General features: G+C 40.3%; 15 protein-coding genes. 6 read left to right on the top strand and 9 right to left on the bottom strand.

Annotation, left to right across the window (positions count from 1 at the left end; genetic code table 11):
• Positions 1-7: 7 nt before the first annotated feature.
• The 6 genes from MKL51_RS15015 to MKL51_RS15040 all read right to left on the bottom strand — a co-directional run bounded on the left by MKL51_RS15015 (position 8) and on the right by MKL51_RS15040 (position 3,784).
• Complete coding sequence (locus tag MKL51_RS15015; protein WP_002114070.1) at positions 8-544, bottom strand: F0F1 ATP synthase subunit delta; 537 nt, start codon at positions 542-544, stop codon at positions 8-10.
• 12 nt (positions 545-556) lie between these two features.
• Positions 557-1,027: a F0F1 ATP synthase subunit B gene (locus MKL51_RS15020; protein WP_001024691.1), complete on the bottom strand. Its 471-nt coding sequence runs from the start codon at positions 1,025-1,027 to the stop codon at positions 557-559.
• Positions 1,028-1,065: 38 nt separating this feature from the next.
• Complete coding sequence (gene atpE / locus MKL51_RS15025) at positions 1,066-1,311, bottom strand: F0F1 ATP synthase subunit C (protein WP_000424060.1); 246 nt, start codon at positions 1,309-1,311, stop codon at positions 1,066-1,068.
• An 84-nt stretch (positions 1,312-1,395) separates the two neighbouring features.
• Positions 1,396-2,271, bottom strand: a complete 876-nt coding sequence (atpB, locus tag MKL51_RS15030; protein WP_002114072.1) for a F0F1 ATP synthase subunit A — start codon at positions 2,269-2,271, stop codon at positions 1,396-1,398.
• A 104-nt stretch (positions 2,272-2,375) separates the two neighbouring features.
• Positions 2,376-2,774 carry an ATP synthase subunit I gene (locus tag MKL51_RS15035; RefSeq protein WP_005072004.1) on the bottom strand — a complete coding sequence of 133 codons (399 nt, stop codon included), beginning with the start codon at positions 2,772-2,774 and terminating at the stop codon, positions 2,376-2,378.
• A gap of 170 nt (positions 2,775-2,944) precedes the next feature.
• On the bottom strand, positions 2,945-3,784 hold the full coding sequence (locus MKL51_RS15040; protein WP_005804756.1) for a metal ABC transporter substrate-binding protein: 840 nt from the start codon (positions 3,782-3,784) through the stop codon (positions 2,945-2,947).
• A 127-nt stretch (positions 3,785-3,911) separates the two neighbouring features.
• Here MKL51_RS15040 and MKL51_RS15045 point away from each other — a divergent pair, with 127 nt between their 5' ends.
• The 3 genes from MKL51_RS15045 to znuB are packed head-to-tail and all read left to right on the top strand — an operon-like array spanning position 3,912 to position 5,983.
• On the top strand, positions 3,912-4,409 hold the full coding sequence (locus tag MKL51_RS15045; protein WP_002114130.1) for a transcriptional repressor: 498 nt from the start codon (positions 3,912-3,914) through the stop codon (positions 4,407-4,409).
• Positions 4,382-5,170 carry a zinc ABC transporter ATP-binding protein ZnuC gene (gene znuC / locus MKL51_RS15050; RefSeq protein WP_005804757.1) on the top strand — a complete coding sequence of 263 codons (789 nt, stop codon included), beginning with the start codon at positions 4,382-4,384 and terminating at the stop codon, positions 5,168-5,170. The genes MKL51_RS15045 and znuC overlap by 28 nt, the downstream gene beginning before the upstream one ends.
• Positions 5,171-5,173: 3 nt before the next feature.
• Entirely contained in the window at positions 5,174-5,983 is an 810-nt protein-coding gene (znuB, locus tag MKL51_RS15055; protein WP_005804758.1) for a zinc ABC transporter permease subunit ZnuB, read from the top strand.
• A gap of 1 nt (position 5,984) precedes the next feature.
• On the opposite strand, the gene MKL51_RS15060 is transcribed toward znuB, so the two are convergent.
• On the bottom strand, positions 5,985-6,611 hold the full coding sequence (locus MKL51_RS15060; protein ID WP_005804759.1) for a LysE family transporter: 627 nt from the start codon (positions 6,609-6,611) through the stop codon (positions 5,985-5,987).
• 158 nt (positions 6,612-6,769) lie between these two features.
• Here MKL51_RS15060 and MKL51_RS15065 point away from each other — a divergent pair, with 158 nt between their 5' ends.
• A complete protein-coding gene (locus tag MKL51_RS15065) occupies positions 6,770-7,690 on the top strand; it encodes a Dyp-type peroxidase (RefSeq protein ID WP_005804760.1) in 921 nt (306 codons plus the stop codon).
• 44 nt (positions 7,691-7,734) lie between these two features.
• On the opposite strand, the gene MKL51_RS15070 is transcribed toward MKL51_RS15065, so the two are convergent.
• A complete protein-coding gene (locus MKL51_RS15070) occupies positions 7,735-9,432 on the bottom strand; it encodes an NAD-dependent malic enzyme (RefSeq protein WP_005804761.1) in 1,698 nt (565 codons plus the stop codon).
• A gap of 494 nt (positions 9,433-9,926) precedes the next feature.
• On the opposite strand from MKL51_RS15070, the gene argS reads away from it, so the two are divergent.
• Positions 9,927-11,717 carry an arginine--tRNA ligase gene (argS, locus tag MKL51_RS15075; RefSeq protein WP_017482407.1) on the top strand — a complete coding sequence of 597 codons (1,791 nt, stop codon included), beginning with the start codon at positions 9,927-9,929 and terminating at the stop codon, positions 11,715-11,717.
• 157 nt (positions 11,718-11,874) lie between these two features.
• Positions 11,875-12,489 (top strand): SPOR domain-containing protein, encoded by a 615-nt coding sequence (locus MKL51_RS15080; protein ID WP_005804763.1) that lies wholly within the window; start codon positions 11,875-11,877, stop codon positions 12,487-12,489.
• Between the two features lie 40 nt (positions 12,490-12,529).
• Here MKL51_RS15080 and MKL51_RS15085 read toward each other — a convergent pair whose 3' ends face one another.
• Positions 12,530-13,198 (bottom strand): glutathione S-transferase, encoded by a 669-nt coding sequence (locus MKL51_RS15085; protein ID WP_005071984.1) that lies wholly within the window; start codon positions 13,196-13,198, stop codon positions 12,530-12,532.
• Between the last annotated feature and the right edge of the window lie 84 nt (positions 13,199-13,282).

Consider the following 13,282-nt stretch of genomic DNA (forward strand, 5'->3'; position numbering starts at 1 on the left):
ATTTGCATTATGCAAGAAGACGAGTACGCATTTTTTCAAGCTTGTTAAGCGCAGAATCATCTATCACTTGATCGCCTGCACGAATTACAACACCTGCAATAAGCTCAGGTTTAACTTCAACTGAAACAGTTACTGTACTGTTAAAACGCTTTTCTAAAGCAGATTTCAACAGTTGCTCTTGTTCAGCAGTTAACGGGAAAGCCGATTCAATCACGACATCCACATTGTTGTTATTCTGTGATTTAAGCTGTTCATATTCTGCTTCAATTTCAGGTAACAGCATTAAACGATCGTTATCTGCAAGAAGTGTCAAAAAGTTAGACACTGCTTGAGATTGATCTTCACCTAAAACTTTAGCAAAAAGCTTCACTTGCTCCGCAGGAGTAAGTTCAGGGCGATTTAAATAAGCGGAAAATGCTTCGTCTTGCACCGCAGCACTGAGCACTTGTAACGCATTCGACCAATTGTCTGTTGCACCTTGCTCAGAAGCATAAGCAAATGCTGCTTTGGCATACGGACGTGCCAACGTCAAGAGTTCAGCCATAATTCGCCTCGCTTAAAGTTTAGCAGCCAGCTGAGACAGCATGGCGTTATGAGCTTCTGCATCAACTTGCTGGTTCAGGATTTTTTCTGCACCAGTTACTGCCAAAGCAGCTACTTGTTGACGTAATTCTTCGCGAGCAGAATTGATTTCTTGATCAACAGCTTCTTTAGCCTGTTGACGAATACGCTCACCTTCAGCCGCAGCTTGAGTACGAGCTTCTTCGATCAATTGCGCTGCACGACGGTTCGCTTGTTCGATCAATTGAGCCGCTTGTGCTTTAGCTGCATCAAGTTCTTGCTTAACTTGCGCTTGTGCATCGGCAAGGTCAGCTTTCGCTTTTTCTGCTGCATTTAAGCCATCAGCGATTTTACGCTGACGCTCACTAATCGCATTGATTAGTGGTGGCCAAACAAACTTCATGCAGAATGCAACAAAGAATGCAAACGCAATCGCTTGACCAATCAATGTGAGGTTGATATTCATTGCAATTCCTCAAATAGTGGATTTAGGAATTAAGATGATTAACCTACAAATGGATTAGCGAAGATGAAGAACAAGCCAATACCAACACCGATCATAGGCACAGCATCAAGAAGACCCGCGATTAAGAACATACGAGTTTGAAGTTGTGGAGCCAATTCTGGTTGACGAGCAACAGCTTCTAAAAAGCGACCACCCAAAAGACCAAAACCAATCGCAGTACCCAAAGCACCGAAAGCGATCAAGATAGCAGATGCAATTGCAACTAGACCTAAAGTGAGTTCCATGAAAAATTCCTCAGAGGTTAGGTTATTACCAAATTAAATTAAAAAAATTCAGCCCAACCATCATTTGATAGTTAGGCAATACCATTAATGTTTTTCGCTTGCCATGCTCAAGTAAACGATGGTAAGCATCATAAAGATGAATGCCTGCAACGTGATTACAAGAATGTGGAAGATCGCCCAAGGCACAGACAACGCCCATTGAATCCAGAACGGCAATAAAGCAATTAGGATAAAGATCAACTCACCGGCATACATGTTACCGAATAGTCGGAGAGCTAATGAAATCGGACGAGCAAGGAATGTTACCAATTCCAAAATCAAGTTCACTGGAATAAGCAACGCTTTTGCAACTGGATTACTTGGGTTAAATGGGTTAAGTGCCAACTCGCCAACGAAACCACCAACACCCTTTTCGCGGATGCTGTAGAACAAGATAAGTACAAATACAGATAAAGACATACCTAAAGTAATGTTTGGATCTGTAGATGGAACGATCTTGAAGTAAACGTGGTGAGGGTCCATACCAAATACGTTTGCACCTACAAACGCTGCAACTTGAGGAATCCAGTCAACTGGGATCAAGTCCATTAAGTTCATGAGGAAAATCCACACGAAAATAGTGAGTGCAAGCGGAGCGATTAAACGTGATTTGCCATGAAAAGTATCACGGACACTTGAGTCAACAAACTCAATGATCATTTCGATTGCTGACTGGAATTTAGTTGGAACACCTGCATTTGCAGCTTTCGCAACGATCCAGAACATCAAACAGAAAATCACACCAAGGCCAATTGACCAACCCATTGAATCCAAGTGAATTGCAGTGAACCCCATCGAATGAGCTTCTTCAGCAGTCTCAGCCAATTTCCATGTACCGTCTGGCATTTTGCCATAGGTCATATTGGTCAAGTGATGCTTGATATACTCTGTCGAAGTGAGGGCATGTTCTTCAGCAGCCATAAATCACACCTGGTCAATGTCAATTACTAAAAAGAAGGGAAACGAACATCGGCGTACTGTCGATATCTCGCCACCCTCCAAAAAATCTTCAATTCTTCTTGTTTCTACACCCGTTTTTGTAGACGTGACACCCAAAACGGAGCGACCCACGACATTGCCTGAACGAGAATAAAACCAAACAGCAATGCTAACGGTGATAAAGGTTTAACATTGCTCAAAATCAAAATAAATCCAACGATCATGATTGCAAATTTGCCTAACATGCCCCTATACATGTTAGACAGCACTTGTTTTGATGCTCGTGCACCTGCTGTTCTGAAGGATTGCCACGAAAAATAACCCGTAGCAAGCCAGCAGACCAACGCACCAAGTGCCGCACTTAATGCTGCTGTCATGTCTTTTATGCTCCACGCCACAAGTGCGGAAACAGGGATCATACATGCTTGTAAGAAGACCAAAGCTTTTGCTAATCGTCGGTCAATCAAGCGACTAGTTTGGCTCATTATTTATCCACTCACAGCATAAATGCTTGACAAGTTTAGCTGATGATCGCTTTTAATCGCAGGCATTATAGAGTTACACCCCTGAACATGCAATCTTTTCCCGACTTTAGTCGGGGTTTTTCATGACAGGTGGTGCTGACGCTACAGTCAGCCTTTGTTTACTTTTTATCTTACTTTTGCGTACTTAATACACATTTATCTGTTTTTATAGCCAGTTTCTTCCATGCAGTGACGAAATCATCCTCATTATTCATGCTCTCGTCTACTGGCTGAAAAGTAATGTTACCTAATTTTTGGTATTGACCCTTAGTGGTAAAACTCTCTGCCAACAAACACATCTGATTTTTTGGTCGACTATCATTAAGATACTTAATTTGAGCTGCTGTTGGTGCAACATGAGGGTCATCTGTTAAAGCACCAGCGAATTTTAAGTTTAGTGAACGCTCTAAATATTGATAGGCATCATGATATGCCCAATACGGTTTGCCATTACTTGAACTATCGTAAGCTTGTGCTGCCTGCAACATTTTACGAGCAAATACATTGGCATTATTCCAGTACTTTGCCTTATTTTCAGGATGTTGCTGAGAGCGCAAAGCCGCAATAAAGAAACCAATTCGAACCGCATTGTTAGGCTCTAACCATACATGTGTATCTACTGTATTAGGTAAAGCTACACCACGTGTACTACGCTGGGGCAAAACAGAAACAATGCCACTATCTAATAGTGCAATCGCCTTTTTATTATTACCTAATAATTTATTTAAGGGCGCTTCATGCGCTTTACCCAACCAAATCACCAAAGACGCATCATTAATTGCTTTACGATGCGCTGGAGTTAATTGTACGTCATGCCCAGTTTGTCCCTTTAATAAGAGTTGTGGTTCTTCAACCCCTTGAGTGACTTCTTTTGCAATCAGATAAATCGGGTGTGTAGAAACCACCAAACCCTGACTCCACCCTAACGTACTCAAAAGTGAGAACATACTGAAAACAAAAAAACGGAACATGACAGACCATCAATTTAAATTAGCTCGAAGCATGTTATAATATAACAAAGTTACAAAAATACCTAAGATTAATCGAATGAAGCATCGCTTCATGCTAATATTCCGTTAAAAATTCGAGGTTACCCCTATGAGTTCCTGCTCGCATGAACATCATGATTCTTTGCATGGTGTGCATGATCATCATAATGTCGCAAGTCGTTTAGCTGAAGCAGAAAGTTTATGTTCTGCGACTGGCGCACGCCTTACACCTTTGCGCAAAGAAGTTCTGGAACTCATTTTAAATGCTTCGGGTCCGATGGGTGCCTATGACTTATTGGCACGTATAAAAAGTCAAACTGATCGCCCTGCTGCGCCTCCAACTGTATATAGAACTTTAGATTTCTTATTAGAAAAAGGTCTCATTCACCGCCTAACTTCTATTAATGCGTATATTCCTTGTTGCCACCCGCGTGAAGGCCATCAAGCAGCATTCCTGATTTGTACCGAATGCCATATGGTTAAAGAAGCTTCCTCTCAAGGCCTCACACACCAGCTTGACCAGCTTGCAGCTTCAGATGACTTCGTGGCTCAACACAGCATTATTGAAATTTCGGGGAAATGCCAACAGTGCCGCACAACTCCTTAAATCCTGTATTAATTCAGCTTGAGCAGGTTTCTGTTCATCGTGATGATCGGGATATATTAAAAAAAGTTGATTTTGCCTTACATGAAAATGAAATTGTGTCTTTAATTGGCCCCAATGGCGCTGGCAAATCAACACTGATAAAGGTTCTACTCGGTATTCTCCAGCCGAGTAGTGGGCGTGTTATCAATCATAAAAAACTTAAAATGGCTTATGTGCCACAAAAGTTTAACCCTTCACACAGTCTCCCTTTACGTGTTCAGGACCTTCTTGATTTAGAAAAATGCAGCTCTGCCCTGCGTCAGGAAATTATTCAAGACACAGGTATTTCAAAGTTACAACAATCAAAAGTACAACAACTTTCAGGTGGAGAACGCCAAAGAGTACTATTGGCTCGTGCACTGCTTCGTCAGCCAGATATTTTAGTTCTTGATGAACCCATGCAAGGTCTAGATATTCAGTCAGAAGCGGAACTTTATGATTATGTTCGTAGCCTGCCAGAACGATATGGTTGTGCGATCTTAATTGTCTCTCATGACTTACAATGGGTTATGCAAGGAACACACCGCGTAGTGTGTTTAAATAAACATATTTGCTGTAGTGGGCTACCCGAGAATATTCAGCAACACCCTGAATATCAGGCAATATTTGGAACTCAAAGGGTCTTCTATCAACATCATCATGACCATTGTGCTCACGGTGATGCTGCTCACCCTTGCCCTCATAATGACCGCCCTCATATTCACCCAGAACCGGAAGCTTAAGCCATGATGGAATGGTTACAATTATTGTTGCCCGCATGGATTATGGGAACCCTGCTGGTATTTTTGACTGCACCTCTGGGTTGTTTAATGCTTTGGAGACGCATGTCTTTTTTTGCTGACACGATGGCGCACGGAACACTACTCGGGGTTGCTATTGCAGGAGCCTTAAGTCTTCCATTATGGCTTGGCGTTGCAGGCACAGCGGTTTTACTGGTAGGCGTATTATGGGCTTTACACGACAATCGTTTGCCCAACGATGCTCTGTTAGCCTTATGCTCAGCGACATTACTGTGTAGTGGTTTATTGTTTATTCAACATGTACCAAGTTTAAGACCAGAGCTTTTAAGTTATTTATTTGGCGACTTGCTCAGCATTGATTGGCCTGACCTCCCTGTTTTCACTTTGATTATTGCGATATCACTCGTAATTCTTTACCGTTTTTGGCAGCCACAAATACAGTTTGCAATTGATCCGGATATCGCAATTAGTGAAGGAGTGAATGCAAACTGGCAACGCCTTATTTTCATGCTGTTATTAGCCTTATTTACAGTTTTAGCCTTGCGTGCTGTGGGTTCTTTGCTAATGGGTGCATTACTCGTAATACCAGCCTTAAGTGCTCGTCTATTGGCAAACTCACCAAAGCAAATGGTTATTTGGGCATTCGTGTTAGCCCAGCTCGGTGTTAGTGTCGGTTTATGGTCAAGTGCAGCACTCAATATCTCTACAGGTCTTAGTATTGTTTTATGTATGGCATTAAGTTTTGCTGTTATTTTTATAACTCAAAAAGTAAAAAATCAAACACAGGCGGCTTAACTTAGGACGCCTGATGAACAGTGCTCAATAATAAAGCCGCACAGCTAAACATTACAGCAAAGCCCCGATTTAAATATTTTTGCTGTCTAGGGGATCTAAGTAATCTTAAAACCTTGGATGCCAGCCCCGTATATCCAGCCATTACAATCAAATCGATCGTAATCATAGTGGCTGCCATAATTAGATATTGTATCCATTGAGGCTTACTCAAATCTAAAAACTGCGGCAAAACTGCCAATAAAAATACGATCGCTTTAGGATTACTAATATTGACTACAAAACCATTTAATAGCAGAGCTAAAGCAGATTTATCTCTTTTTTCTTGTTGAATTTCTATATCTTTTACAGGTGCTGTCCACTGCAAATAGGCTAAATATAATAAATAGGCTACGCCAAACCACTTAACGGCCTGAAAAGCTAAAGGAGTCGTTGCAAATAAAACCCCGACACCTGCTGCCACCACCATAATTTGAAGCACCAAGGCAACTTGTAAACCAATTGCATTCCAGTAACCATGTCTAAAGCCATAATTTAGACCACTCGACATTGAGGCAATAGCTCCCGCACCCGGAGAGATACTAATGACCCAACAGGCCAACATATAGGCAAACCAAACTTGCAAAGACATAGTAAAAATAGACAATAAAAGTGGAATTATACTGTTTTATAAAACTATATTGATGAGAATTCAAACAATAAAATCAAGAAATAGACTACTAACCGCTCTTCGCATCAGGCACAATAATTAAAGCTCATACTAAATTATAATTGAGGAGATACCTTCCAATGACTGCTCAATCTGTCATTTTGCCGTTGCCATCAGATCATGCCCGATTTATTGTTCTTCGTTTAAAAGACTTATCAATTGATGAATTAAAAGAACAACTCGAAGCGTTGTTTGAAACACGCGACCGTCTCATTACTCAGCATTCAGACGCGCAAATCAAAACAGCAGTCGCTTTTGGTCCAGAACTTTGGAAGCAACTTTACAGTCAATCTCCTGCTGGCTTTAAACAACTTGAACCAGAAAACGGCGCATTCAACATGCCAGCCGTTCCCGCTGATGTCCTCATCCATATTGCTAGTATGCGTTCTGATATTTGTTTTGCATTAAGCCAAGCATTTTTTGAAGGTATTAAAGATAAAGTTGAAGTTCTTGATGAGCGTGTTTGCTTCCGCTATTTTGATGGCCGAGATATTACAGGCTTTATAGACGGTACAGAAAACCCTCAATTTCCAGATGACCGTGCAGAAACAGCTCTATTGCCAGAAAGCGCGGGAGTTTTTGCTGATGGCAGTTTCATTTTCGCGCAGCGCTATGCACATGACTTAGAAAAATGGAAAAAACTAAAAGTTGATGCTCAAGAAAATGTCATGGGTCGTACTAAGCTTGAGTCAATTGAACTGGATGATGACGTTAAACCAGAAAATGCTCATGTCGCACGTACTGTTGTCGAAGATGATCAAGGCGAAGAAATGGAAATCTTGCGTCATAGTCTGCCTTATGGCGACGGCAGAGGTGATCAGGGTTTATTTTTCATTGCGTACACCAAGGACCTGAATATTATTGATGCCATGTTAAAACGTATGTTTGGTACAAGTGGAGATGGTATCCATGATCGCTTATTGCATTTCGTGACACCACTAGACGGCGCATATTACTTTGCACCTAGTGAAGAATTGCTAGAAGAAGTTTTAGAAGACTAAAATAAAAAAGAGGAGCTTAAGCTCCTCTTTTTACGTTCTCAACCTTAGAAAGGAATACGCTTATATTTGCGGTATTCAGGTTTCCAGAATGATTGATCAATTTTTTGCTGTAGCAAATCATCACTAATCGTTACTGCCACGCCATCGACCATTGCAGCTTTGGCAACTTCAAATGCAATCACTTTAGAGACTTGCTGAATTTCACCTAAAGGTGGCAATAAATCAGCTTGCGGATCTTTCAGTAATGGCGAGCAATTCGCTAAAGCACTACTTGAAGCCATTAACATATTTTCAGTAACGCGTTTAGCACCCGATGCCACCACCCCTAAGCCAATGCCCGGGAAAATGTACGAGTTATTACACTGAGAAATATTATAAAGCTTGCCGTGATGATTCACAGGAGCAAACGGGCTACCTGTTGCAATTAATGCTCTACCTTCAGTCCATTCCACAATATCAGCCGGTACTGCTTCAACACGTGAAGTTGGGTTAGACAATGGCATGACAATTGGGCGTTCACAATTCGCTGCCATGGTCTTAATAATCTCTTCTGTGAAGAGACCTGGTTGACCAGAAACACCAATTAACACTGTAGGCTTCGCATTTTTAACAACATCAAGTAGTGAAATCACTTCTTCAATATTGCCCCACTGATCAACCACCTCAGCTTTTTGTGCTAACTTACGTTGGAAGTCGAGCAAGTTTGGCTGATTCTCAGTGATCAAACCAAAACGGTCTACCATATAAACGCGAGCACGTGCTTCAGAATCAGTCAGACCTTCAGCAACCATTTGCGCAACGATTTGCTCGGCAATACCGCATCCCGCAGAGCCCGCGCCTAAGAAAGCAATTGTTTGATCTTTTAATTGCTTGCCTGCTGCACGACTTGCAGCAATCAAACTACCTACAGATACCGCTGCTGTTCCTTGAATATCATCGTTAAAACAACAAATTTTATCTCGATACTTTTCTAAAAGTGGCATCGCATTTTTTTGAGCGAAATCTTCAAACTGAATTAACGCTTTTGGCCAACGACGCTTCACAGCCTCAATCACCATATCGACAAATGCATAATATTCATCACCACTAATACGTGGCTGACGCCAACCCATATAGATCGGATCATTTAACAATTGTGGATTATTCGTCCCCACATCAATTGTGATTGGCAATGTATAGGCTGGGCTAATTCCACCACAAGCGGTGTAAAGTGAAAGTTTCCCAATAGGAATACCCATACCACCAATACCTTGGTCACCAAGACCTAAAATACGTTCACCATCAGTAATGACGATCACTTTTACATTATTTTTATTTACGTTTTGCAAAATATCATCAATCACATCACGATCTGGATATGAAATGAAAACACCACGATGACGACGATAGATATCAGAGAAACGCTGACATGCCTCACCTACTGTTGGGGTGTAAATAATCGGCATCATTTCTTCAAGATGATTTTCGATTAGATGATAGAACAAGGTTTCATTAGTATCTTGGATATTACGCAGATAGATATGTCGGTTGATATCATCAGTAAAAGCGCAATATTGCTGATAAGAACGCTGGCTCTGCTCTTCAATAGTTTCAATAATATGGGGGAGTAAACCGTGTAAGTTAAAGTTACTTCTTTCTTCTTCAGTGAAAGCCGAACCTTTATTTAAGAGTGGTAACTCTAAAAGTGTAAAACCTGCATATGGAATATAAAGGGGATGTTTACTTGGGTGTCCTGATATCATTGCCTATCTCATTTTCCAGCTTAGAGTAGAGAAAAACACGTTTTGTATGGTCTCTAAAACTCTTTGTGCGTATAAGCTTAAGCCTAATTCGATCAAAATAGATATTTTAAAACATGATGTTAAAATTAAATACTATTTAGTTAAAACATGTTTAAAAATAAATAATAAAAATCAGTATCTTAATATTTTTATGATTTTAAAAATTTCTTTTATTTTCTCAAATTTAAAAGCCATAATTATATGATTTAGCGGCAACAGGTATTTCCTCAGGAAATAGTATTAAATTAAACACGTAATTTACTCACAAAAACTACCCAGAAGGCTTGTAATTCATTATTTTCAGAATAGTAAGGTGATTCATCAACCGACATTCATTTAAAAAATAATCATCAGTAATTTGCATAAAGAATTATTGGAATATTAAATCCCCTCCCCTAAGTCATCGGAAATTTGCTATATTTGACGTTTTTCTGCGACATCTATTTTCGATTGATATGAATACGGCAATACAAGCAGCTCTCGACCATGCAGTGCAAACTCTTCAACAAGAAGGGGTGCTTCCTTCCGACTGGAAAAACACAAGCAACTTAACACGCACCAAAGACCGAAGCCATGGCGACTTTGCTTCTAATATTGCCATGATCGGCTCGAAAGCTGCTGGTATGAAACCACGTGATCTAGCTGAGAAAGTTCTAGCTGCATTACCAGAAGTGGCAGATATCAGTAAAGCTGAAATCGCAGGGCCCGGATTTATTAACTTCTTTTTAAATGCAGACCAGCGTTTTGCTATTCTTGATCAAATTCAAGCACAAAAAGAAATTTTTGGTCGTAGCCAAGCAAATGCAGCGAAAAAGATTCAAGTCGAATTTGTTTCTGCAAACCCAACGTCTAGCCTACACGTAGGTCATGGTCGTGGTGCGGCATACGGTATGACTGTTGCTAATTTACTTGAAGCAACGGGTGCTAAAGTTGACCGTGAGTACTACGTGAATGATGCTGGCCGTCAAATGGATATTTTGGCGACTTCTACTTATTTACGTTATTTGGAACTACTTGGACAAAACCTTGTATTCCCTAAAAATGCATATCAAGGCGATTACGTTAAAGAAATCGCACAAGGCATTATTGATAAAGATGGCGACGCTTACGTTCGTGAAGTTGCGAATGTTTATAAAGATGTACCAGAAGATGTGCAATATGCTGAAGAGCTAGATAGCGAAGGTAACAAAGTCGTTTTATCTGGCGATAAAGAAAAGCATATTGATGGACTTATTGCCAACTCACAACAATTATTAGGTGAAGGCTACCGTGTATTCCACCAAGCTGCTCTTCACGCCATTTTAGATGATATTAAAGATGACCTTGCTGACTTTGGTGTAACGTTCAACCAATGGTTTAGTGAAGCATCTCTTAGTGCAAAAATTGATGAAGCTTTAGAAACACTTGATCAACGTGGCTTCCTTTATCAAAAAGATGGCAACATCTGGTTCAAGTCGACTGAATTTGGTGATGAAAAAGACCGTGTTGTTAAGCGTCGTAATGGCCAAACGACTTACTTTGCATCTGACATTGCATACCACTTAAATAAACTACAACGTGGTTATACTGACCTAATCGATATTTGGGGTTCTGACCACCATGGCTATATTTCTCGCGTAAAAGCGGCGATTGATGCAATGGGTTACGACTCTAAGAAATTGACTGTTCTTTTAGTTCAGTTTGTAAGTTTATGGCGTGGCGGCGAGATGGTTCAAATGTCTTCTCGTTCAGGTCAATTCGTGACTTTACGTGACTTACGTAAAGAAGTGGGCAATGACGCAGCTCGTTTCTACTACGTAATGCGTAAGAGTGAACAACACATCGACTTTGACCTTGACCTTGCTGTTTCACAAAGTAAAGACAATGCTGTGTACTATATTCAATATGCACACGCACGTATTTGTCGTATGTTAGAAAAAGCAGTAAGCACAGATTTACAATTCGATGTAAACGCTGCTCGTCCACATGCAGCTCGCTTGTCTCTTGATGCAGAAACTGAGATTCTTGCTAAACTGGCAGCATACCCAGACACGGTATTACGTGCTGCAAATGCATATGAACCTCATCAGGTTGGTAACTACTTAAAAGAGTTAGCCGCCCTGTTCCACGGTTGGTACAATGAACATAAAGTATTAAGCGATGATGCAGAGCTTACACAAGCCCGTTTATTGCTTTCAATCAATGTACAACAAGTGCTTCGTAATGGTTTAGAATTACTTGGTGTATCTGCACCAGAATCTATGTAATAAATATATTGCATGACAGCAAATTAAAGGTCATGCAATATATAGTCAGCAGTGGTTTGTATAGTTAAAATATCAATACAAACCACTGTTTTTAGCATCGTAAGACGAGACTCAAACTCGAATTAAAAAACAATCAAAATACAGAGGAATAATCCACGTGTTTGGCAAAACGCAACGCGGTGTATCTGAAAGACCTAATAAGCCTAAAAAGCCTCTAATTCCCAAATGGTTAGGGACACTTGTCGCTATTTTGGCGGTCTTATGTATCGCTGTAATGCTTATGCTTTGGAAACCTTGGCAACCTGTTCCTGCGAAAAATCAGATTACTTCTGAACATTATCAAGAAGAAGATACTAATAAAGACTATCGCTTCTACGACCTATTGCCTCAACAACAGGTTACCCCTATTCCTGAACAAGCGATCCCTGAAAGTAAAAATCAAGGCACTGCTATGATCGTTGAGGCACCAAGTACCACTCAACCAGCTGCCTCTGAAAGTGTAGGAATTGACCCGAATCAGTCAGCTACAACTCCTCAGCAACCTACATATATTTTACAAGTTCGTAGTTATAACGATCCTGATCAGGCTGATGCTCGTCGTGCAGAAATCATTTTAAATGGCTTATCTGCTGATGTAGTCAAAAGTACTGAAAACGGACAAACATGGTATCGCGTTATTTCTGGACCGTATGATACTCAAGACGCTGCATTGGCCGCTCAACAAACCTTACAACATAGCGGCATTGATTCTATCGTGATCAAACGCAAGTAAACGGCAAATAAAAAAGGAACAAATAATTGTTCCTTTTCTTTTAAATATCAGCACAATTCCTTTCATTAGAACCAATTCCCTTTTGTTTCGCTTTCTGAAATGCGGGTCTTTGCTGAATACGATGTAAAAAAGCCTGAATATTAGGGTATTTCCCTTGCAAACGTGATTGCAAAGCTTCCAGTGGGAAACTCATTTGAATATCAGCAAATGAAAAGTCACCTGCAAAATATTCATGCTCTGCCAAATAGTTTTCTAAAAAACTAATATGATCTTTCATGCGTGGGCGAACAAAATTTGCCTTCACCCCTTCTGTAATTTTTTTAGCTACTGGCTGAATTAACCATGGCACATGTTTGTTTACACCATTCATGACCAAAGTCATGACTAATAACGGCATAAGTGAACCTTCTGCATAGTGCATCCAGTAAATATACTGCTGTAAATCTTGTGGCTCTTTAGGTTTAAATTGTTGCTTCTGATCATAACGCTGCTGTAAATATTCTAAAATCACAGCAGATTCTGCGATGACTTGTTCATCATCAGTCAAAATTGGAGCTTTACCTAAAGGATGAATACATTTCAATGTTTCTGGAGCGGAATAGTTAGGTAGACGTTGATAATAATGAATATCATAATCTAAGCGCAACTCTTCTAAAGCCCATAGAATTCGAAACGATCGCGAACATTCCAGGTGGTGTACACTAATCATGTTATTGCCTGCTTTTATTTTTCTTTTTTACATAAAAAACAGCATGTGAACATGCTGTTTTATTCCATTTGTGGGATGGATATA

This window comes from Acinetobacter sp. AOR18_HL (assembly GCF_027855145.1).
In the GTDB taxonomy this organism is placed as follows: domain Bacteria; phylum Pseudomonadota; class Gammaproteobacteria; order Pseudomonadales; family Moraxellaceae; genus Acinetobacter; species Acinetobacter pittii.

Excerpts from the sequence above, each read along its gene's own strand:
- MKL51_RS15085 (WP_005071984.1), bottom strand. The coding sequence starts at position 13,198 with ATGATTAGTGTACACCACCTGGAATGTTCGCGATCGTTTCGAATTCTA.
- MKL51_RS15035 (WP_005072004.1), bottom strand. The coding sequence starts at position 2,774 with ATGAGCCAAACTAGTCGCTTGATTGACCGACGATTAGCAAAAGCTTTG.
- MKL51_RS15040 (WP_005804756.1), bottom strand. The coding sequence starts at position 3,784 with ATGTTCCGTTTTTTTGTTTTCAGTATGTTCTCACTTTTGAGTACGTTA.
- MKL51_RS15065 (WP_005804760.1), top strand. The coding sequence starts at position 6,770 with ATGACTGCTCAATCTGTCATTTTGCCGTTGCCATCAGATCATGCCCGA.
- MKL51_RS15070 (WP_005804761.1), bottom strand. The coding sequence starts at position 9,432 with ATGATATCAGGACACCCAAGTAAACATCCCCTTTATATTCCATATGCA.
- MKL51_RS15045 (WP_002114130.1), top strand. The coding sequence starts at position 3,912 with ATGAGTTCCTGCTCGCATGAACATCATGATTCTTTGCATGGTGTGCAT.
- MKL51_RS15060 (WP_005804759.1), bottom strand. The coding sequence starts at position 6,611 with ATGTCTTTGCAAGTTTGGTTTGCCTATATGTTGGCCTGTTGGGTCATT.
- argS (WP_017482407.1), top strand. The coding sequence starts at position 9,927 with ATGAATACGGCAATACAAGCAGCTCTCGACCATGCAGTGCAAACTCTT.
- MKL51_RS15015 (WP_002114070.1), bottom strand. The coding sequence starts at position 544 with ATGGCTGAACTCTTGACGTTGGCACGTCCGTATGCCAAAGCAGCATTT.
- MKL51_RS15020 (WP_001024691.1), bottom strand. The coding sequence starts at position 1,027 with ATGAATATCAACCTCACATTGATTGGTCAAGCGATTGCGTTTGCATTC.
- znuB (WP_005804758.1), top strand. The coding sequence starts at position 5,174 with ATGATGGAATGGTTACAATTATTGTTGCCCGCATGGATTATGGGAACC.
- znuC (WP_005804757.1), top strand. The coding sequence starts at position 4,382 with ATGCCAACAGTGCCGCACAACTCCTTAAATCCTGTATTAATTCAGCTT.
- atpE (WP_000424060.1), bottom strand. The coding sequence starts at position 1,311 with ATGGAACTCACTTTAGGTCTAGTTGCAATTGCATCTGCTATCTTGATC.
- atpB (WP_002114072.1), bottom strand. The coding sequence starts at position 2,271 with ATGGCTGCTGAAGAACATGCCCTCACTTCGACAGAGTATATCAAGCAT.